Consider the following 21,970-nt stretch of genomic DNA (forward strand, 5'->3'; position numbering starts at 1 on the left):
CGAGCGCGGGCCTTGCCGCAGGAAAGAGACGATGGCCAAAGAGAAGTTTTCGCGCACGAAGCCGCACTGCAACATTGGGACGATCGGCCACGTCGACCATGGCAAGACGTCCCTGACGGCGGCGATCACGAAGGTTCTGGCGGAGTCGGGCGGGGCGACCTTCACGGCCTACGACCAGATCGACAAGGCGCCGGAGGAGAAGGCGCGCGGCATCACGATCTCGACGGCGCACGTGGAGTACGAGACCACGAACCGGCACTACGCGCACGTCGACTGCCCCGGCCACGCGGATTACGTGAAGAACATGATCACGGGTGCCGCCCAGATGGACGGCGCCATCCTGGTGGTCTCGGCCGCCGACGGCCCGATGCCGCAGACGCGCGAGCACATCCTGCTGGCCCGCCAGGTCGGCGTGCCGGCGCTGGTGGTGTTCCTCAACAAGGTCGACATGGTCGACGACGAGGAGCTTCTCGAGCTGGTGGAGCTTGAGGTGCGCGAGCTTCTCTCGAAGTACGACTTCCCCGGCGACGACATCCCGATCACCAAGGGCTCGGCGCTGATGGCGCTGGAGGACAAGGAGCCCAAGATCGGCAAGGAGGCGGTGCTGGCGCTGATGGCGACGGTCGACAGCTACATCCCGCAGCCGGAGCGTCCGATCGACATGCCGTTCCTGATGCCGATCGAGGACGTGTTCTCGATCTCGGGCCGCGGCACGGTGGTGACGGGTCGGGTGGAGCGCGGCATCATCAAGGTCGGCGAGACGGTGGAGATCGTGGGCATCCGCGCCACCCAGACCACCACGGTGACCGGCGTCGAGATGTTCCGCAAGCTGCTCGACCAGGGCCAGGCGGGCGACAACGTCGGCGTGCTGCTGCGCGGCACCAAGCGCGAGGACGTGGAGCGCGGCCAGGTCGTGTGCAAGCCGGGTTCGGTGAAGCCGCACACCAAGTTCAAGGCCGAGGCCTACATCCTGACCAAGGAGGAGGGCGGGCGCCACACGCCGTTCTTCACCAACTACCGCCCGCAATTCTACTTCCGCACCACGGACGTGACGGGCGTGTGCACCCTGCCGGAGGGCACCGAGATGGTGATGCCGGGCGACAACGTGACCATGGACGTCGCGCTGATCGTGCCCGTCGCCATGGAGGAGAAGCTGCGCTTCGCCATCCGCGAGGGCGGCCGAACCGTCGGCGCAGGCGTCGTCGCAGCCATCAACGAGTAAAGCTTCCGGTCGCCAGATCGCCTGGTTTTGCAATCGAAAGTCCGCAGAACGATGGACGGCGACCTGACAAGATCGTGAAGACCCAAGCTTCGCCCGGCCCTCGTCTTGACGATGGCCGGGCGAAATCGTCTTCCGGACGGACTTCGCCCGCGACGAGGCCCTCCGATGCAGCCGACGCGCCGAGCCCTGCTGGGATACGGAGCCCTGCTCGCCTGCCCGTCCCCGACCCGCGCCGACGACCTGAAGGACGGACGCTTCCGCGACGAGATCGTCACGATCCTCCGCGGCCTGTACCCCGCGGCGACGATCTCGACCGACGACGACCCGGAGCAGGTCCATGTCGAGGCCTACACGCTCTACCTCGGCAATCTCCACGGCGACCTGCGCGGCAGGAGCGAGGCCGAGCGGCAGCGCCGCATCCTGGCGTTCCTGACGCGCACGATGCCGGGCGGGCCCTACCCGAAGGATTCGCCCCCGCCCGCCCGGACGGAGCCCTTCGCGGCGGCGCGGGCCCGGCTGCGCATCCAGCTCGTCCCGCCCGATTACGCCACGCGGACCCCCGACCTCGTGACCCGGCCCTTCTCGAAGCGGCTGCTTGTCGCCTACGCCCTCGACGAGCCGAACCGCTACCAGTTGATCACGATGCCGATGCTGACGGCCTGGGGCATCGAGGCCGGGGTGCTCGACGAGCCAGCCCGACGCAATTCCGAGGCCGAGGCGAGGCAGGTCTCGATCGAGGCATCGCCGACGGGCGCCACCGGGCGCTTCGCCACCTCCGCGACCGAGGACGGCTACGCCGCGAGCCGCCTGCTGCTGCCCGGCTTCATGGAGCGCGTCCGGAAGGCGCTCGGTACGCCCGGGATCATCGTGGCCGCCCCGACGCGCGAGTTCATCATCGCGTGGACCCCCGACAGCGAAGCCCGGGCACGGATCGCCAAGGTCGTCCGCGCCTCCTTCCACAAGGGACCCTACAGCCGCAGCGACGAGCTGTTCCACTCCGACCCAGCAGGCCTCCGCCCCCTGACCGCTGCCGAACTCGCCGACCACGGGCGTTGAGGCCCCGCGGGCCCGGTCGCCCCCCTTGCGCGGCGGCCTGCGATGGGGCATGGAGCGTGGCGCCTAGGAGTGTAGCTCAACTGGTCAGAGCGCCGGTCTCCAAAACCGGAGGTTGCGGGTTCGAGTCCCTCCACTCCTGCCAGTCCCCTTCGCCAGCCTGCCACCTGCACGGTCGCTGCCTGTCGACAAGGCGGCGGACTTGCGCTAGAGCGGGCGCACTCCGAGATCGATGATGGCCGTCGGTGCGGGCTTCCCCAGAGCCCAAGGCGCCGCGCCTCCTCTTTCCCGGACACGAGTCTCCCCGGTTACGGCGCCATGGCATCGAACGAAGCGACGAAGAAGATGGACCTGACGCGTGGCACACCGCGCGGATCGTCGACGCCGACGCCGCCGCGCCAGACGCCCCCGGCGCGGCCCGCGCCGAAGCGCACGGGCCCGCTGGAATTCATCCAGCAGGTCCGCGACGAGGGCCGCAAGGTCACGTGGCCGTCCCGCAAGGAGACCACCATCACGACCGTCATGGTGTTCATCATGGTGGTCGCCGCGAGCCTGTTCTTCACCGTGGTGGATCAGGCCCTGCGCTACCTCGTCGGCGTGATCCTCGGGGTCTGACGCCTGAAGCAGAATTCCGGGCCCCGCATCACGGGGTCCGCGGACGTCCGGAGTTGATGAGAACCGTGTCGAAGCGCTGGTACATCGTCCACGCCTACTCGAACTTCGAGAACAAGGTCGCCCAGTCCATCAAGGACCAGGCGGCCCAGCGCGGGCTGACCGACCTCTTCGACGAGGTGATGGTGCCGACCGAGAAGGTCACGGAAGTCCGGCGGGGCCGGAAGGTCGACGCCGAGCGCAAGTTCTTCCCCGGCTACGTGCTGGTGAAGTGCGACCTCACGGACGAGGTCTACCACCTGATCAAGAACACGCCCAAGGTCACGGGCTTCCTCGGCGCCGACAAGTCGAAGCCGGTGCCGATCCCGGACGCCGAGGCCGAGCGCATCAAGGGCCAGGTCGCCGAGGGCGTCGACCGGCCGAAGCCCTCGATCTCCTTCGAGATCGGCGAGACGGTGCGCGTCGCCGACGGCCCCTTCGCCAGCTTCAACGGCACCGTCGAGGAGATCGACGAGAGCCGCTCCCGCCTCAAGGTCGCCGTCTCGATCTTCGGGCGCGCCACCCCGGTAGAACTCGAATACGCGCAGGTCGAGAAGGCCTGACCGTAGCGGGCCGGCTCCGGCCGCCCGATCATCCGCGGGAGGTCCGCCCGGTTCGCCGCCGGGAGCCACGGGCCGCACCGCGACCTGCAACCGCCCGTCCCGCCGGTGCCCCAGGCAGCCCGGCCGCGGGCAACATTTGGGAGCAGTCCCATGGCGAAGAAGATCACGGGCTACGTGAAGCTTCAGGTCCCGGCCGGCGCCGCCAACCCGTCGCCGCCGATCGGCCCCGCGCTCGGTCAGCGCGGCCTCAACATCATGGAATTCTGCAAGGCCTTCAACGCGAAGACCGCGCAGATGGAGAAGGGCACCCCGATCCCGGTGATCATCACCGCGTATCAGGACCGGTCCTTCACCTTCGAGATGAAGCAGCCCCCGGTCACCTTTTTCCTGAAGAAGGCAGCGGGCTTGAAGCTCGGCAAGAAGCCGGCCTCCGGCTCCAAGACCCCGGGCAAGGGCCCGAAGGTCGGCAAGGTCACCGAGGCCCAGCTCCGCGAGATCGCGGAGAGGAAGATGCCCGACCTGAACTGCGACTCGGTCGACGCCGCCGTCGCGATGATCCGTGGCTCCGCGCGGGCCATGGGCCTCGACGTCGTCGCGTAAGGGGAGGGCAGCATGGCACGTGAAGGTAAGCGCATCCGCGCCGCCCGCGAGGGCATCGAGCCGCAGAAGCTCTACGGCCTCGACGAGGCGATCGAGCTCGTGAAGGCCAAGGCCAACGCCAAGTTCGACGAGACCGTCGAGGTCTCGATGAATCTCGGCGTCGACCCGCGCCACGCCGACCAGATGGTCCGCGGCGTCTGCAACCTGCCGAACGGCTCCGGCCGCACGGTCCGCGTGGCGGTCTTCGCCCGCGGCGCCAAGGCCGACGAGGCCAAGGCGGCGGGCGCCGACATCGTGGGCGCCGAGGACCTCCTCGAGATCGTCCAGGGCGGCAAGATCGAGTTCGACCGCTGCATCGCGACCCCGGACCTGATGCCGCTCGTCGGCCGTCTCGGCAAGGTGCTGGGCCCGCGCGGCCTGATGCCGAACCCGAAGGTCGGCACCGTCACGATGGACGTGAAGAGCGCCGTCGCGGGCGCCAAGGGCGGCTCGGTCGAGTTCCGCGTCGAGAAGGCGGGCATCGTCCATGCCGGCGTCGGCAAGGTGTCCTTCGACGCGCAGAAGCTCGTCGAGAACATCAAGGCCTTCGCGGATGCGGTGGCCAAGGCCAAGCCGACGGGGGCCAAGGGCACCTACATCCAGCGCATCGCCGTCACCTCGACGATGGGCCCGGGCGTGAAGGTCGAGCCGTCGAGCGTGCTCACGGCCTGATCCGGCACAACCGGACCGATTCGGGACGCGCCCGGCCGGAAACGGCCGGGCGTTTTTCGTGTCGGGCGCACGCATGCGCGATCACGTTTCGACGCCCCGCGGCGTAGATCGCGATCATCCAGGGGCCGGGCGGCGCGAGCGGCACCGTGTCCCGGCGAAAACGGCCTGCACATCGGCGCGAGGAGGGGGCGCCATCGGCCCAGCCTGTGCTAGATACGGGGCCATGCGATGCTCCCTCACGGTCTCGTCCCGCCGACGCATCCTCTGCGTCTTCCCCGCCTACACGCCCTCCTTCGGCACCTTCTCACACGCCTATCCCCTGATGGGGGGCGTGAAGGCGTTCATGCCGCCCCAGGGGCTCCTGCTGATCGCGGCCTACATGCCGGAGAGCTGGGAGTGCCGGTTCATCGACGAGAACATCCGTCGGGCCACCCCTGAGGAATTCGCCTGGGCCGACGCCGTCTTCGTCTCCGGCATGCACATCCAGGCGCCGCAGATCCACGAGATCAACGCCCGGGCGCACGCGGCCGGCAAGGTCACCGTCCTCGGCGGCCCCTCGGTCTCGGGCTCGCCCGAGAAGTACCCCGATTTCGACTACCTGCATCTCGGCGAGATCGGCGACGCCACCGACCGTTTGGTCGGCATCCTCGACCGGGACCTGGCGCGCCCGCCCGAGCAGGTCCGCCTCGAGACCCTCGACCGGCTGGCGCTCGCCGATTTCCCGGCCCCCGCCTACGAGGCGGTGCCGCTCAAGCGCTACCTGATCGGCTCGCTGCAATTCTCGTCGGGCTGCCCGTATCGCTGCGAGTTCTGCGACATCCCGCAGCTCTACGGGCGCCAGCCCCGGCTCAAGAGCCCCGAGCAGATGTGCGCCGAGCTCGACGCCATCATCGCCCAGCCCGGCCACCCGGCCGTGGTCTACTTCGTCGACGACAATTTCATCGGCAACCGCAAGGCGACGCGGGACATGCTCCCCCACCTCGTGGACTGGCAGAAGCGGAACGATTACCCGCTGCAATTCGCCTGCGAGGCGACGCTCAACATGGCCAAGCAGCCCGAGATCCTCGAGCTGATGCGGCAGGCGAACTTCATGACCGTCTTCGTCGGCATCGAGACGCCGGAGGAGGAGGCGCTCGCGGGGATCGACAAGAAGCACAACGCCGCCGTGCCGATGTACGAGGCGATCGAGACGCTGAACAGCTACGGGCTGGAGGTGACCTCGGGCATCATCCTCGGCCTCGACTCGGACACCGACAAGTCCGAGGACAACCTGATCGAGTTCATCGACCGCTCGGCGATCCCGGTCCTGACCATCAACCTGCTCCAGGCCCTGCCCAAGACCCCTCTCTGGGACCGGCTGGAGCGGGAGAACCGCCTCGTCCACGACGCGGCGCTCGAGTCGAACGTGCTGTTCAAGCGGCCCCACGACGACGTGGTGGCGAGCTGGCGGCGGGCGATCAGCCACGCCTACGCGCCGGAGAAGATCTTCGAGCGCTTCAAGCACCAGTGCGACGTCACCTACGGAAATCGCATCGTCACGCCGACCAAGGGCAAGCTGACCGTCACGAACCTGCGGCGCGGCCTGATCCTCGGCTTCAACATCATCACCCGCGTCGGCATCCTCTCGGATTACCGGCGGCCCTTCTGGCAGGCGGCGGTCCACGCCCTGCGCAAGGGGCAGATCGAGGCGGTGTTCAACATGGGCTTCGTCGCCCACCACCTGATTCGCTTCACCCGCGAGGCGCTGCGCGGCGAGCACAACGCCTCCTTCTACGCGGCCAAGGCCGAGCAGCGGGAGCGGGACCGCAACCGCCCCTGGTGGCAGGCCGCGCGCCGCTTCCTGCCGACCTGACGGGGGAGGGGGCGCATTCCGGGCCCGGGGGGGTGGACGAGCGCGCGTTCGGGGCTCGGGCGGGGCCGAGGGGCGAGGCCGAAGGGCCGGGCAAGAGGCGAGGACGCGGCAGGCCGCCGCCCGGGACCGGGCGCGGAACGCTTGCCTGCGACGGAAATGTCGCGCGTGAGGTCTTGGCAGGCGGCTTGCTAGGCTCTATACACCGCGCTCCACGAATTCACGTTGAGGTATGGGAGCCGTCCGATCGGCCGGTTCCGTTCGAGATGCCGCCTGGGTGACCGGGCGGCGATGGCCGGAAGGACCTGCGGGGCGTGAAACCTCCTCAGGGCCGTGTCCGGCCATGTCCTGTCCGAGACTGCAGGCGCCGGGCGACCGGCTTAATCCCCCAGCCTGCACAGACGGGGAAGACCGAATTCCAAGACCCTCGTCCGGCCGCCTCGCGGGCGGAGGAGGCATCGGTTTGAACCTTCTCAACCCACGTCGGCCGCCCATCCGGGCGGGCGCCGGGGGACAGGGCCGTGAAGCGTCGTCCGTGGACGTTCCGGCTGTGAAAATGGCCGAGATCCGTCCCGGGCGGCAAGTGCAACCGGCGGACCCGAACCCGGGTTCCGCCAACCGGAGAGAGCCCCAGTGGACCGGACAGCAAAAGCTGATCTCGTCTCGACGCTCAACGGGGTGTTCAGCGACACCGCCGTCGTCGTCGTGGCCCACTACAAGGGCCTCACGGTCGCCGAGATGCAGAAGCTGCGTTCGCAGATGAAGCAGGCCGGCGCCACCGTGAAGGTCGCCAAGAACCGCCTCGCCAACATCGCTCTCGATGGCACGGACGTCGCCTCCATCAAGCCCCTCCTGAAGGGTCCGACCCTGCTCGCCTATTCGAGCGATCCGGTCGCGGCCGCCAAGGTGGCGGTGGATTTCGCCAAGGGTAACGACAAGCTCGTGATCCTCGGCGGCGCCATGGGTACGACCGCTCTGAACCCGGACGGCGTGAAGGCCCTCGCCTCGCTCCCGTCCCTCGACGAATTGCGCGCCAAGATCGTGGGCCTCGTGCAGGCTCCCGCGACCAAGATCGCCCAGGTCGTCAACGCGCCGGCGGCCAAGCTCGCCCGCGTGTTCGGAGCCTATGCCAAGAAGGACGAAGCGGCCTGAGGGTCGGTTCACCCCTTTCAAAACCAACCGTTCAAACCGATATCGTAAGGGAACTCAAACATGGCTGATCTTGCCAAGCTCGTCGACGACCTCTCGTCGCTGACCGTCCTCGAGGCCGCCGACCTCGCCAAGATGCTCGAAGAGAAGTGGGGCGTCTCGGCTGCCGCCGCCGTCGCCGTGGCCGCCGGCCCGGCTGGCGGTGCCGCCGCCGCCCCCGTCGAGGAGCAGACCGAGTTCACGGTCGTGCTCGCCTCGGCCGGCGACAAGAAGATCGAGGTCATCAAGGAGGTCCGCGCGATCACCGGCCTCGGCCTCAAGGAGGCGAAGGACCTCGTCGAGGGCGCGCCGAAGCCCGTCAAGGAGTCGGTGGCCAAGGACGAGGCCGAGAAGATCAAGGCCCAGCTCGAGAAGGCCGGCGCCAAGGTCGAGCTCAAGTAAGACCCCGATGGGCCGTCTCCGGCCCGTCCTCACGCGCGGAAGGCCGGATCCGGCCTTCCGCGACCGAGCCCGCGGGTGACCCCACCCGCGGGCTAAGGTCGCTTCGGGCGACCGGTGGGTCCTGAAACGGCCCGGCAGGAATTCAGTTCGGGTGGCGCGGTCCGGCGGGGCGCGCGTCACGGCCCGGCGCGGGAAGCGAGGCTTTCCCCGGGCAACCAGGACGCGGAAGATGGTGGAGCGAGGTCACATGGCCAATACGCTGGTCGGTCGCAAGCGCATTCGCAAGTTCTTCGGCAAAATCCGGGAAGTCGCCGAGATGCCGAACCTCATCGAGGTCCAGAAGGCGTCCTACGACCAGTTCCTGATGGTCGACGAGCCGGAGGGCGGCCGGGGCGACGAGGGCCTGCAGAGCGTCTTCAAGTCGGTGTTCCCGATCTCCGACTTCTCGTCGACGGCGCTGCTCGAATTCGTGAAGTACACGTTCGAGGCCCCGAAATACGACGTCGACGAGTGCCGCCAGCGCGGCATCACCTTCGCGGCCCCGCTGAAGGTGACGCTGCGGCTGATCGTGTTCGACGTGGATCCCGACACCGGCGCCAAGTCCGTCAAGGACATCAAGGAGCAGGACGTCTACATGGGCGACATGCCCCTGATGACGGAGAACGGCACCTTCATCGTCAACGGCACCGAGCGCGTCATCGTCTCCCAGATGCACCGCTCGCCGGGCGTGTTCTTCGACCACGACAAGGGCAAGACCCATTCCTCGGGCAAGCTCCTGTTCGCCGCCCGCATCATCCCCTACCGGGGCTCGTGGCTCGACGTCGAGTTCGACGCCAAGGACATCGTGTACGTGCGCATCGACCGGAAGCGGAAGCTGCCGGTCACCTCGCTGCTGTTCGCGCTCGGCCTCGACGGCGAGGAGATCCTCGCGACCTTCTACAACCAGGTCAGCTACGTCCGTGACGGGGCGGATTGGCGCGTGCCGTTCGACGCCGACCGCCTGAAGGGCTTCAAGGCGACCGTCGACCTCGTCGACGCCGAGTCCGGCGAGGTGGTGCTGGAGGCGGGCAAGAAGCTCAACGCCCGCAACGCGCGCCTGATCGGCGAGAAGGGCACCAAGTTCCTCAAGGCGACCGACGAGGACCTCGTCGGCCAGTACATCGCCGAGGACCTCGTCAACCGGAAGACGGGCGAGATCTGGGCCGAGGCGGGCGACGAGATCTCCGACAAGCTGCTCAAGAGTCTGGAGGATGTCGGCGTCACCGAGCTGCCCGTGCTCGACATCGACCACGTCAATGTCGGCCCCTACATCCGCAACACGCTCGCCGTCGACAAGAACTCGGCCCGCGAGGGCGCGCTGTTCGACATCTACCGCGTCATGCGCCCCGGCGAGCCGCCGACGCTCGACACCGCGGAGGCGATGTTCCACTCGCTGTTCTTCGACGCCGAGCGCTACGACCTCTCCGCGGTCGGCCGCGTGAAGATGAACATGCGCCTCGACCTCGACGCCGCCGACACCGTGCGCACGCTCCGCAAGGAGGACATGCTCGCGGTCGTCAAGGCGCTCGTGGATCTCCGCGACGGCAAGGGCGAGATCGACGACATCGACCACCTCGGCAACCGCCGGGTGCGCTCGGTCGGCGAGCTCATGGAGAACCAGTACCGGCTGGGCCTCCTGCGCATGGAGCGCGCCATCAAGGAGCGGATGTCGTCCGTCGACATCGACACCGTGATGCCGCAGGACCTGATCAACGCCAAGCCCGCGGCCGCCGCCGTGCGCGAGTTCTTCGGCTCCTCGCAGCTCTCGCAGTTCATGGACCAGACGAACCCGCTCTCCGAGGTGACGCACAAGCGCCGCCTCTCGGCGCTCGGCCCGGGCGGCCTGACCCGCGAGCGCGCGGGCTTCGAGGTGCGCGACGTGCACCCGACGCATTACGGCCGCATCTGCCCGATCGAGACGCCGGAAGGCCCGAATATCGGCCTGATCAACTCGCTCGCCACCTTCGCGCGGGTGAACAAGTACGGCTTCATCGAGACGCCTTTCCGCCGCGTGAAGGACGGGGTCGTCACCGACGAGGTCGCCTACCTCTCCGCCATGGAGGAGGCGAAGTACTACGTCGCGCAGGCCAACGCCGTGATGGACGAGAACCGCAAGCTGACGGAGGACCTCGTGGTCTGCCGCCGCGCCGGCGAGGTCATCGTCGTCGGGCCCGAGCGCGTCGACCTCATGGACGTGAGCCCGAAGCAGCTCGTCTCGGTCGCCGCCGCCCTGATCCCGTTCCTCGAGAACGACGACGCCAACCGCGCCCTGATGGGCTCGAACATGCAGCGCCAGGCGGTGCCGCTGGTGCGCGCCGACGCGCCCTTCGTCGGCACCGGCATGGAGGCCGTCGTCGCCCGCGATTCGGGTGCGGCCATCGCCGCGCGCCGCGCCGGCATCGTCGATCAGGTGGACGCCACCCGCATCGTCATCCGCGCCACCGAGGAGACGGACGCGACGAAGCCCGGCGTCGACATCTACCGCCTGCAGAAGTTCCAGCGCTCCAACCAGTCGACCTGCATCACGCAGAAGCCGCTGGTGCGCGTCGGCGAGCCGGTCCGGAAGGGCGAGATCATCGCCGACGGCCCGTCCACCGAGTTCGGCGAGCTCGCGCTCGGCCGGAACGTGCTCGTCGCGTTCATGCCCTGGAACGGCTACAACTTCGAGGACTCGATCCTGCTCTCCGAGCGGATCGTGAAGGATGACGTGTTCACCTCGATCCACATCGAGGAATTCGAGGTGATGGCCCGCGACACCAAGCTCGGGCCGGAGGAGATCACCCGCGACATCCCGAACGTCTCGGAGGAGGCGCTCAAGAACCTCGACGAGGCCGGCATCGTCTATATCGGCGCCGAGGTCCATGCGGGCGACATCCTCGTCGGCAAGATCACGCCGAAGGGCGAGAGCCCGATGACGCCGGAGGAGAAGCTCCTGCGCGCCATCTTCGGCGAGAAGGCCTCGGACGTCCGCGACACCTCGCTGCGCGTGCCCCCGGGCGTCACCGGCACCATCGTCGAGGTGCGGGTGTTCAACCGGCACGGCGTCGACAAGGACGAGCGCGCCCAGGCCATCGAGCGCGAGGAGATCGAGCGCCTCGCCAAGGACCGGGACGACGAGCAGGCCATCCTCGACCGCAACACCTACGCGCGCCTCGCCGACGTCCTGATCGGCCAGTCGCCGATCGCGGGGCCGAAGGGCTTCAAGAAGGACACCACCCTCACCCGCGAGGGGCTGACCGACTACCCGCGCTCGCAATGGTGGCAATTCGCCGTCATCGACGACCGTCTCATGACCGAGATGGAGGCGATGCAGAAGCAGTACGACGAGTCGAAGAAGCGCCTCGAGCAGCGCTTCCTCGACAAGGTCGAGAAGCTGCAGCGGGGCGACGAGCTTCCGCCCGGCGTCATGAAGATGGTCAAGGTCTTCGTGGCGGTGAAGCGCAAGATCCAGCCCGGCGACAAGATGGCCGGCCGCCACGGCAACAAGGGCGTCGTGTCGCGCATCGTGCCGATCGAGGACATGCCATTCCTGGAGGACGGGACGCATGCCGACATAGTGCTGAACCCGCTCGGCGTGCCGAGCCGCATGAATGTCGGCCAGATCCTGGAGACGCATCTGGGCTGGGCCGCCGCGGGCCTGGGCCGCAAGGTGGCCAAGGCGGTCGACGCCTACCTCAAGAGCCAGGACATCGAGCCCCTGCGCGAGGAGATGAAGAGCATCTACTCGCCCTCCGAGCTCGAGGGCCTGTCCGACGAGGATCTGGCGGAGGTCGGCCACAACCTCCGGCGCGGCGTGCCGATGGCGACCCCGGTCTTCAACGGCGCCAAGGAGGCCGACATCGAGGCGATGCTGGAGATGGCCGGTCTCGACCGGTCCGGCCAGTCGACCCTCTATGACGGGCGCACGGGCGAGCCTTTCGACCGCAAGGTGACGATGGGCTACATCTACATGCTGAAGCTGCACCACCTCGTGGACGACAAGATCCACGCCCGCTCGATCGGCCCCTACTCGCTGGTGACTCAGCAGCCGCTCGGCGGCAAGGCGCAGTTCGGCGGCCAGCGCTTCGGCGAGATGGAGGTCTGGGCGCTGGAGGCCTACGGCGCGGCCTACACGCTGCAGGAGATGCTCACGGTGAAGTCGGACGACGTGGCCGGCCGCACCAAGGTCTACGAGGCGATCGTCCGCGGGGACGACACGTTCGAGGCGGGCATCCCCGAATCGTTCAACGTGCTCGTCAAGGAGATGCGCTCGCTCGGCCTCAACGTCGAGCTCACCTCCTCGAAGCGCGACGCGGCCAACGACCAGATCGAGCCGCCGGCGGACGCCGCCGAGTAGGGCACGGCCCAAGGAGGGCACGGCCCAAGGAGGGCACGGCCCGAGTCGGGCACGGTCCACGACACCTCCCGTGCCGGCGAGACCGGCACGGTCCGAGCGGGGAGGGGCGGGGCCTCCCGACGATGTTCACGGCCAGCGGCGCCCCGGCAGGGCGCTGCGCCGCTTGTTTCAAGGCGCGGCTTCCCGGGCGCGGGGCGGCGCTCATCAAGGAGTAGATCATGAACCAAGAGGTCATGAATCTTTTCAACCAGCAGGCCCAGCCGCAGAGCTTCGACCAGATCAAGATTTCGATCTCGTCGCCCGAGAAGATCCTCTCCTGGTCCTACGGCGAGATCAAGAAGCCCGAGACAATCAACTACCGGACGTTCAAGCCCGAGCGTGACGGCCTGTTCTGCGCGCGCATCTTCGGGCCGATCAAGGACTACGAGTGCTTGTGCGGCAAGTACAAGCGCATGAAGTACAAGGGCGTCATCTGCGAGAAGTGCGGCGTCGAGGTCACCCTCGCGCGCGTCCGGCGCGACCGGATGGGCCATATCGAGCTGGCCGCCCCCGTCGCCCATATCTGGTTCCTGAAGTCGCTGCCGAGCCGCATCGGCCTCCTGCTCGACATGGCGCTGAAGGACCTCGAGCGGATCCTCTACTTCGAATCCTACTGCGTCATCGAGCCGGGCCTCACCCCCCTCAAGGAGCGCCAGCTCCTGTCGGAGGAGGAATACCTGCGCGCGCAGGAGGAGTACGGCGAGGATTCCTTCACCGCGATGATCGGCGCGGAGGCGATCCGGCGCATCCTGCAGGAGCTCGACCTCGACAAGATCGCGGGCGACCTGCGCGAGGAGATCGCCACCACCACCTCCGAGTTGAAGCCCAAGAAGCTCCTCAAGCGCCTCAAGATCATCGAGGCCTTCCAGATGTCGGGCAACAAGCCCGAATGGATGATCCTGACCGTGGTGCCGGTGATCCCGCCGGACCTGCGCCCGCTCGTCCCCCTCGACGGCGGCCGCTTCGCCACGTCCGATCTCAACGACCTGTACCGGCGCGTCATCAACCGCAACAACCGCCTCAAGCGGCTGATCGAGCTGCGCGCGCCCGACATCATCATCCGCAACGAGAAGCGGATGCTGCAGGAGGCGGTTGACGCGCTGTTCGACAACGGCCGCCGCGGCCGCGTCATCACGGGCGCCAACAAGCGCCCGCTGAAGTCGCTCGCCGACATGCTGAAGGGCAAGCAGGGCCGCTTCCGCCAGAACCTGCTGGGCAAGCGCGTCGACTATTCGGGCCGCTCGGTCATCGTGGTCGGCCCGGAGCTGAAGCTGCACCAGTGCGGCCTGCCCAAGAAGATGGCGCTCGAGCTGTTCAAGCCCTTCATCTACGCGCGCCTCGACGCCAAGGGCTTCTCCGCCACCGTCAAGCAGGCGAAGAAGCTCGTCGAGAAGGAGAAGCCCGAGGTCTGGGACATCCTCGACGAGGTGATCCGCGAGCATCCCGTGATGCTCAACCGCGCCCCGACGCTCCACCGCCTCGGCATCCAGGCCTTCGAGCCGAAGCTGATCGAGGGCAAGGCGATCCAGCTGCACCCGCTCGTCTGCGCGGCGTTCAACGCCGACTTCGACGGCGACCAGATGGCCGTGCACGTCCCCCTGAGCCTCGAGGCTCAGCTGGAGGCGCGCGTCCTCATGATGTCGACGAACAACATCCTGCACCCGGCCAACGGTCAGCCGATCATCGTGCCGAGCCAGGACATCGTTCTCGGCCTCTACTACCTGTCGATCGTCGCCGAGGGCGCGCCGGGCGAGTTCAAGCCGGGCAACACCCAGAACCCGATGCAGGGCGTCTACGGCAATATCGGCGAACTGGAGCACGCGCTCGCGGCCAAGGCCGTCTCGCTGCACTCCAAGATCAAGTGGCGCTGGAAGGGCATCGGCCCCGACGGCGAGCCCCTGACCAAGACCTACGACACCACGCCCGGCCGCGTGATCCTCTCCGGCGTGCTGCCGCTGCACCGGAAGGTCCCCTTCGACGTCGTCAACAAGCTGATGACGAAGAAGGAGATCTCCGCGATGATCGACACCGTCTACCGCCATTGCGGTCAGAAGGAGTCGGTGATCTTCTGCGACCGGATCATGGCGCTCGGCTTCAGCCACGCGTTCAAGGCCGGCATCTCGTTCGGCAAGGACGACATGGTCGTGCCGGACAACAAGTGGTCGATCGTCGAGGATACCCGCACGCTCGTGAAGGATTACGAGCAGCAGTACAATGACGGCCTGATCACCCAGGGCGAGAAGTACAACAAGGTCGTCGACGCCTGGGCGAAGTGCTCGGACAAGCTGGCCGCCGAGATGATGGGCCGGATCTCCTCCGTCCAGAAGGACGAGAACGGCGCCGACAAGCAGGTCAACTCGATCTACATGATGAGCCACTCGGGCGCCCGCGGCTCGCCGGCTCAGATGAAGCAGCTCGCGGCGATGCGCGGCCTGATGGCCAAGCCCTCCGGCGAGATCATCGAGACGCCGATCATCTCGAACTTCAAGGAGGGCCTCGACGTTCTCGAATACTTCAACTCCACCCACGGCGCCCGCAAGGGTCTCGCGGACACGGCGCTGAAGACCGCGAACTCGGGCTACCTGACCCGCCGCCTCGTCGACGTCGCCCAGGACGCCGTGATCCGCGAGAAGGATTGCGGCACCGAGAACGGCATCCGCATGCGGGCGATCATCGATGCGGGCCAGGTCGTGGCCCCGCTCGCCACCCGCATCCTCGGCCGCGCGGCGGCGGAGGACCTCGTGGCCGCCGACGGCACCGTGATCGTGGCCACCGGCGAGACCATCGAGGAGCGGCACCTGCCGGCGATCACCGCCGCCGGCATCCAGGAGGTGAAGATCCGCTCCGTGCTCGTCTGCGCGACGAAGAGCGGCGTCTGCGCCACCTGCTACGGGCGCGACCTCGCCCGCGGCACGCCCGTCAACATGGGCGAGGCCGTCGGCGTCATCGCGGCGCAGTCGATCGGCGAGCCGGGCACGCAGCTCACGATGCGCACCTTCCACATCGGCGGTGCGGCCCAGATCGCGGACTCGTCCTTCATCGAGTCGAGCTTCGAGGGCACGATCAAGATCCGCAACCGGGCGCTCGCCCGGAACTCGGACGGCGACCTCATCGCCACCGGCCGCAACGTGGCCGTGGTGATCGTCGGCTCCGACGGGACCGAGCGCGCCGTGCACCGTCTCCAGTACGGCGCCAAGGTGCGGATCGACGAGGGCGACAAGGTCAAGCGCGGCCAGCGCATCGCGGAGTGGGACCCCTACACCCGTCCGATCCTCACGGAGAGCGACGGCGTCGTGGCCTACGAGGATCTCTACGATGGCCAGTCCATCACCGAGACCACCGACGAGTCGACCGGCATCGCCAAGCGCGTCGTCATCGACTGGCGCGGCTCGGCCCGCACGGCCGACCTCAAGCCCGCGATGGTGATCCACGACGACACCGGCAAGCCGATCAAGCTGCCGCGGGGCTCCGAGGCCCGCTACTTCCTGCCCGTCGACGCCATCATCGGCTTCGATCCCGGCGCGAAGGTGAAGGCCGGCGACATCCTCGCCCGCGTCTCCACGGACTCGGCCAAGACCCGCGACATCACCGGCGGTCTGCCGCGGGTGGCGGAGCTGTTCGAGGCGCGTCGCCCGAAGGACGCGGCGATCATCGCCGAGAAGTCGGGCACGATCGCCTTCGGGCGGGACTACAAGAACAAGCGCCGCCTGACGCTGACGCCCCATGACGGGACGGACGCGGTCGAGTACCTGATCCCCAAGGGCAAGCACATCCACCTGCAGGACGGGGACGTGGTGGAGCTCGGCGACTACATCGTCGACGGCAACCCGGCGCCGCACGACATCCTGGCGATCAAGGGCGTCGAGGAACTCGCCGCCTACCTCGTCAACGAGATCCAGGAGGTCTACCGGCTCCAGGGCGTGTCGATCAACGACAAGCACATCGAGGTCATCGTCCGGCAGATGCTGCAGAAGGTGGAGATCACCGACGGCGGCGATTCGGAGATCCTGACGGGCGACCAGATCGACCGGACGGAGTTCGCGGAGATCAACGACAAGCTGATCGCGGAGGGCAAGAAGCCGGTCCAGGGCGTCCCCGTCCTGCTCGGCATCACCAAGGCCTCGCTGCAGACGAAGTCGTTCATCTCGGCGGCCTCGTTCCAGGAGACCACCCGCGTCCTCACGGAGGCGGCAGTCAACGGCAAGGTCGACACGCTGGAAGGCCTGAAGGAAAACGTGATCGTGGGCTCGCTGATCCCGGCGGGCACGGGCTCGCTCGCGGCGGACATCCGCGCCGTGGCGCGCCGCCGCGACACCCTCATCCTGCAGCAGCGCGCGGCCGAGAGCGGCGCGATGGCGGTCGGGGAACTGCCCGCGGCCGAGTGAGCGGCCCAGCGGAAAGATGCGGGGGGGAGGGCGGTCCGCAAGGGCCGCCCTTTCTCGTTCCGGACAGGGCTCGACCGCGCGGACAGGTCCCGGATTCCGCGTTCCCCGAATCGATGCGGGCCTCTCCGTGCCCGCCCTCCCCGGGGGAGCATCCGGCTCCATGACCCGGTCCGCCCGCGAACGCGGACGCGCCGGACAGCCGCGACGATCGAGATCGCGCCGTGCTCACCCGACATTAACGCCTGCGCACCGGAAGAAGCTGGCCCAGACCGGTTGACGTCCGGCCCCAGCGCGCGTAGAAGCGCGCCACTCCGGTCGATCGCACGCCGCAGACGGGTCGAAGTTTCACGCTTCCCACCGTCGCCATGCCGACCTGAGGCTCACATCGCCTGACGCCAGTCAGATCAGTAGGTACGAGCGCGCCTGCTAAGGGACGTGTTCCTCTGCCGACAGCGCGCCACGGGTCCTGACCGACCCCTGGCGCATATTCGTTTTGCGGCCCCGTCACCGGGCCTGAGGAAGAGGGCAGAGAATGCCGACGATCAACCAGCTGATCGCCCAGCCGCGTAAGGCGCAGAAGGCCCGCAACAAGGTGCCGGCCCTCGATGCCTGCCCGCAGAAGCGCGGCGTCTGCACCCGCGTCTATACCACGACCCCGAAGAAGCCGAACTCGGCGCTCCGCAAGGTCGCGAAGGTCCGTCTCACCAACGGCTTCGAGGTGATCGGCTACATCCCCGGCGAGGGCCACAACCTTCAGGAGCATTCCGTGGTCATGATCCGCGGCGGCCGCGTGAAGGACCTTCCGGGCGTGCGCTACCACATCCTGCGCGGCGTGCTCGACACGCAGGGCGTCAAGAACCGCAAGCAGCGCCGCTCCAAGTACGGCGCCAAGCGTCCGAAGTAAGACTTTCGCGCATCCCGTAAGGATGTCGCCGGCTTCACCGGAAGCTCAAGGCGGCCTGCGCGGGATGGTTTGATGGCAAGAGAAGACCGAACGGAGCGCGCGCATGTCCCGCCGCCACAGTGCCGAGAAGCGTGAGATCATCCCCGACGCCAAGTACGGCGACATCGTGCTGACCAAGTTCATGAATTCGATCATGTACGAGGGCAAGAAGTCGGTCGCGGAGTCGATCGTGTACGGCGCCTTCGACATCGTCGAGAACCGCGCCCGCGCCAACCCGATCGAGGTGTTCCGCGCCGCGCTCGACAACGTCGCTCCGATGATCGAGGTCCGCTCCCGCCGCGTCGGCGGCGCGACCTACCAGGTCCCCGTCGAGGTCCGCACCGAGCGCCGCCAGGCCCTCGCGATCCGCTGGCTGATCCAGGCCGCCCGGGCCCGCAACGACCGCACCATGGTCGAGCGCCTCTCGGCCGAGCTCCTCGACGCCGCCAACAACCGCGGCAACGCCGTCAAGAAGCGGGAAGACACGCACCGGATGGCCGAGGCCAACCGCGCCTTCTCGCACTACCGCTGGTAAGCGGCTCACCCCTTCTTCGGAGTCACCCCGATGCCCCGCACGCACGCGATCGAGGACTACCGCAACTTCGGCATCATGGCCCACATCGATGCCGGCAAGACCACGACGACCGAGCGGATCCTCTACTACACCGGCAAGTCCCATAAGATCGGCGAGGTCCACGAGGGCGCCGCGACGATGGACTGGATGGAGCAGGAGCAGGAGCGTGGCATCACGATCACCTCGGCTGCGACGACCTGCTTCTGGCGCGAGAAGCGCCTGAACATCATCGACACGCCCGGCCACGTCGACTTCACGATCGAGGTGGAGCGCTCGCTCCGCGTGCTCGACGGCGCTGTCTGCGTGCTCGACGGCAACCAGGGCGTCGAGCCCCAGACCGAGACCGTGTGGCGCCAGGCCGACAAGTACGACGTGCCGCGCGTCGTTTTCGTCAACAAGATGGACAAGATCGGCGCCGACTTCTTCAAGTGCGTCGCCGACATCATCGACCGCGTCGCCGGCAAGCCCGTCTGCCTGCAGCTGCCGATCGGCTCCGAGTCGAACTTCCAGGGCGTGATCGACCTCATCAAGATGAAGGCGATCGTCTGGTCGGGCGAGGCGCTCGGCGCGAACTTCAACGAGACCGAGATCCCGGCTGACCTCCAGGATCAGGCCGTCGAGTACCGCACCAAGCTGATCGAGGCCTGCGTCGAGCTCGACGACGACGCCATGACCGCCTACCTCGACGGCCAGGAGCCGGACGAGGAGACGATGCGCCGGCTCGTGCGCAAGGCCGTGCAGCTGCGCGCCTTCCACCCGGTGCTCTGCGGCTCGGCCTTCAAGAACAAGGGCGTGCAGCCGCTCCTCGACGCCGTCGTCGACTACCTGCCCTCGCCCGCCGACCGCGGCGAGATCAAGGGCATCGACTACAAGACCGAGGAAGAGGTGGTCCGCCACCCGACCGACGCCGATCCCTTCTCCATGCTCGCCTTCAAGATCATGGACGATCCCCATGTCGGCACGATCACCTTCTGCCGCGTCTATTCGGGCAAGGTCGATTCCGGCGCCAACGTGATCAACTCGACCCGCGACAAGAAGGAGCGGGTGGGGCGGATGCTCCTGATGCACGCGAACAACCGCGAGGACATCAAGGAAGCCTTCGCCGGCGACATCGTGGCGCTGGCCGGCCTCAAGGACACCCGCACCGGCGACACCCTGTGCGACCCGATCAAGGCCGTGATCCTGGAGCGCATGGAGTTCCCGGAGCCCGTCATCGAGATCGCCGTCGAGCCGAAGTCGAAGGCCGACCAGGAGAAGCTCGGCATCGCGCTCTCGAAGCTCGCCGCCGAGGACCCCTCCTTCCGCGTCTCGACCGACCAGGAATCCGGCCAGACCATCCTCAAGGGGATGGGCGAGCTGCACCTCGACATCAAGGTCGACATCCTGCGCCGCACCTACAAGGTCGACGCGAATATCGGCCAGCCGCAAGTCGCCTACCGCGAGAAGCTGACCCGCCGCACCGAGATCGACTACACGCACAAGAAGCAGACCGGCGGAACCGGCCAGTTCGCCCGCGTGAAGTTCGTCGTCGAGCCGAACGAGCCGGGCAAGGGCTTCGAGTTCGAGTCGAAGATCGTCGGCGGCGCGGTGCCCAAGGAGTACATCCCGGGCGTCGAGAAGGGCCTCAACTCGGTCCTCGGCGCCGGCATCCTGGCGGGCTTCCCCGTGGTCGACATCAAGGTTGAGCTGATCGACGGCGCCTACCACGACGTCGACTCCTCGGCTCTCGCCTTCGAGATCGCGTCCCGCGCGGCGCTTCGCGAGGCCCTGCAGAAGGGCGGCTCGGTGCTGCTCGAGCCGGTGATGAAGGTCGAGGTCGTGAGCCCCGAGGATTACACGGGCTCGGTCATCGGCGACCTGAACTCGCGGCGCGGCCAGATCCAGGGCCAGGACATGCGCGGCAACGCCAACGTCATCAACGCGATGGTGCCGCTCGCCAACATGTTCGGCTACGTGAACAACCTGCGCTCGATGTCCCAGGGCCGCGCGAACTTCACGATGCAGTTCGACCATTACGAGGAAGTGCCGCGCGGCGAGGCGGACAAGGTGATCGCCAAGTACGCCTGACGGCCCGAGGGGCCTCCAAGGCTCCTCCCGATCTTCCGCCGGCCCACGGGGGCCGGCACCTCAACCCGATGCGGCGCCGGATTGCCGGCCTGCCGCACCCCTACGAACCCGACGGAGGCGACCATGGCCAAAGAGAAGTTTTCGCGCACGAAGCCGCACTGCAACATTGGGACGATCGGCCACGTCGACCATGGCAAGACGTCCCTGACGGCGGCGATCACGAAGGTTCTGGCGGAGTCGGGCGGGGCGACCTTCACGGCCTACGACCAGATCGACAAGGCGCCGGAGGAGAAGGCGCGCGGCATCACGATCTCGACGGCGCACGTGGAGTACGAGACCACGAACCGGCACTACGCGCACGTCGACTGCCCCGGCCACGCGGATTACGTGAAGAACATGATCACGGGTGCCGCCCAGATGGACGGCGCCATCCTGGTGGTCTCGGCCGCCGACGGCCCGATGCCGCAGACGCGCGAGCACATCCTGCTGGCCCGCCAGGTCGGCGTGCCGGCGCTGGTGGTGTTCCTCAACAAGGTCGACATGGTCGACGACGAGGAGCTTCTCGAGCTGGTGGAGCTTGAGGTGCGCGAGCTTCTCTCGAAGTACGACTTCCCCGGCGACGACATCCCGATCACCAAGGGCTCGGCGCTGATGGCGCTGGAGGACAAGGAGCCCAAGATCGGCAAGGAGGCGGTGCTGGCGCTGATGGCGACGGTCGACAGCTACATCCCGCAGCCGGAGCGTCCGATCGACATGCCGTTCCTGATGCCGATCGAGGACGTGTTCTCGATCTCGGGCCGCGGCACGGTGGTGACGGGTCGGGTGGAGCGCGGCATCATCAAGGTCGGCGAGACGGTGGAGATCGTGGGCATCCGCGCCACCCAGACCACCACGGTGACCGGCGTCGAGATGTTCCGCAAGCTGCTCGACCAGGGCCAGGCGGGCGACAACGTCGGCGTGCTGCTGCGCGGCACCAAGCGCGAGGACGTGGAGCGCGGCCAGGTCGTGTGCAAGCCGGGTTCGGTGAAGCCGCACACCAAGTTCAAGGCCGAGGCCTACATCCTGACCAAGGAGGAGGGCGGGCGCCACACGCCGTTCTTCACCAACTACCGCCCGCAATTCTACTTCCGCACCACGGACGTGACGGGCGTGTGCACCCTGCCGGAGGGCACCGAGATGGTGATGCCGGGCGACAACGTGACCATGGACGTCGCGCTGATCGTGCCCGTCGCCATGGAGGAGAAGCTGCGCTTCGCCATCCGCGAGGGCGGCCGAACCGTCGGCGCAGGCGTCGTCGCAGCCATCAACGAGTAAGCAGCAGCGCGAGCAACTCCCGCAGGGACAGATC

Annotated in this window: 15 protein-coding genes and 1 tRNA gene; all 16 read left to right on the forward strand. The window is 67.7% G+C overall.

The window, feature by feature from the left end:
- Window positions 1-31 precede the first annotated feature (31 nt).
- The 16 genes from tuf (J2X36_RS11050) to tuf (J2X36_RS11125) all read left to right on the forward strand — a co-directional run bounded on the left by tuf (J2X36_RS11050) (window position 32) and on the right by tuf (J2X36_RS11125) (window position 21,936).
- A complete protein-coding gene (gene tuf, locus J2X36_RS11050) occupies window positions 32-1,222 on the forward strand; it encodes an elongation factor Tu (RefSeq protein ID WP_310349662.1) in 1,191 nt (396 codons plus the stop codon).
- A gap of 165 nt (window positions 1,223-1,387) precedes the next feature.
- Window positions 1,388-2,278, forward strand: a complete 891-nt coding sequence (locus tag J2X36_RS11055) for a DUF1444 family protein (protein WP_310349665.1) — start codon at window positions 1,388-1,390, stop codon at window positions 2,276-2,278.
- Window positions 2,279-2,343: 65 nt separating this feature from the next.
- Window positions 2,344-2,420, forward strand: a tRNA-Trp gene (locus J2X36_RS11060).
- A 173-nt stretch (window positions 2,421-2,593) separates the two neighbouring features.
- Window positions 2,594-2,890, forward strand: a complete 297-nt coding sequence (gene secE / locus J2X36_RS11065; protein ID WP_132255862.1) for a preprotein translocase subunit SecE — start codon at window positions 2,594-2,596, stop codon at window positions 2,888-2,890.
- A 65-nt stretch (window positions 2,891-2,955) separates the two neighbouring features.
- Complete coding sequence (gene nusG / locus J2X36_RS11070) at window positions 2,956-3,489, forward strand: transcription termination/antitermination protein NusG (protein WP_109896990.1); 534 nt, start codon at window positions 2,956-2,958, stop codon at window positions 3,487-3,489.
- A gap of 150 nt (window positions 3,490-3,639) precedes the next feature.
- A complete protein-coding gene (rplK, locus tag J2X36_RS11075) occupies window positions 3,640-4,089 on the forward strand; it encodes a 50S ribosomal protein L11 (protein WP_109895603.1) in 450 nt (149 codons plus the stop codon).
- 12 nt (window positions 4,090-4,101) lie between these two features.
- Window positions 4,102-4,800 carry a 50S ribosomal protein L1 gene (gene rplA, locus J2X36_RS11080; RefSeq protein ID WP_132255860.1) on the forward strand — a complete coding sequence of 233 codons (699 nt, stop codon included), beginning with the start codon at window positions 4,102-4,104 and terminating at the stop codon, window positions 4,798-4,800.
- A 223-nt stretch (window positions 4,801-5,023) separates the two neighbouring features.
- Entirely contained in the window at window positions 5,024-6,652 is a 1,629-nt protein-coding gene (locus J2X36_RS11085) for a B12-binding domain-containing radical SAM protein (RefSeq protein WP_132255859.1), read from the forward strand.
- 630 nt (window positions 6,653-7,282) lie between these two features.
- Entirely contained in the window at window positions 7,283-7,801 is a 519-nt protein-coding gene (rplJ, locus tag J2X36_RS11090; protein WP_132255858.1) for a 50S ribosomal protein L10, read from the forward strand.
- Window positions 7,802-7,861: 60 nt separating this feature from the next.
- Window positions 7,862-8,239, forward strand: coding sequence for a 50S ribosomal protein L7/L12 (gene rplL, locus J2X36_RS11095; protein ID WP_132255857.1), 378 nt, complete (start codon window positions 7,862-7,864; stop codon window positions 8,237-8,239).
- Between the two features lie 247 nt (window positions 8,240-8,486).
- Window positions 8,487-12,614 (forward strand): DNA-directed RNA polymerase subunit beta, encoded by a 4,128-nt coding sequence (gene rpoB / locus J2X36_RS11100; protein WP_310349674.1) that lies wholly within the window; start codon window positions 8,487-8,489, stop codon window positions 12,612-12,614.
- A 218-nt stretch (window positions 12,615-12,832) separates the two neighbouring features.
- On the forward strand, window positions 12,833-17,038 hold the full coding sequence (gene rpoC, locus J2X36_RS11105) for a DNA-directed RNA polymerase subunit beta' (protein WP_132255855.1): 4,206 nt from the start codon (window positions 12,833-12,835) through the stop codon (window positions 17,036-17,038).
- Between the two features lie 532 nt (window positions 17,039-17,570).
- The gene (gene rpsL / locus J2X36_RS11110; RefSeq protein WP_109895591.1) at window positions 17,571-17,942 is read left to right on the forward strand and encodes a 30S ribosomal protein S12; all 372 of its coding nucleotides are present in this window, start codon (window positions 17,571-17,573) and stop codon (window positions 17,940-17,942) included.
- Between the two features lie 103 nt (window positions 17,943-18,045).
- Window positions 18,046-18,516, forward strand: coding sequence for a 30S ribosomal protein S7 (rpsG, locus tag J2X36_RS11115; RefSeq protein ID WP_132255854.1), 471 nt, complete (start codon window positions 18,046-18,048; stop codon window positions 18,514-18,516).
- Window positions 18,517-18,546: 30 nt separating this feature from the next.
- The gene (gene fusA / locus J2X36_RS11120; protein WP_132255853.1) at window positions 18,547-20,622 is read left to right on the forward strand and encodes an elongation factor G; all 2,076 of its coding nucleotides are present in this window, start codon (window positions 18,547-18,549) and stop codon (window positions 20,620-20,622) included.
- 123 nt (window positions 20,623-20,745) lie between these two features.
- Window positions 20,746-21,936: an elongation factor Tu gene (tuf, locus tag J2X36_RS11125; RefSeq protein ID WP_310349662.1), complete on the forward strand. Its 1,191-nt coding sequence runs from the start codon at window positions 20,746-20,748 to the stop codon at window positions 21,934-21,936.
- The last annotated feature ends 34 nt before the right edge of the window (window positions 21,937-21,970 follow it).

Origin of the sequence: Methylobacterium sp. BE186 (genome assembly GCF_031457035.1) — a bacterium.
Classification (GTDB): domain Bacteria; phylum Pseudomonadota; class Alphaproteobacteria; order Rhizobiales; family Beijerinckiaceae; genus Methylobacterium; species Methylobacterium segetis.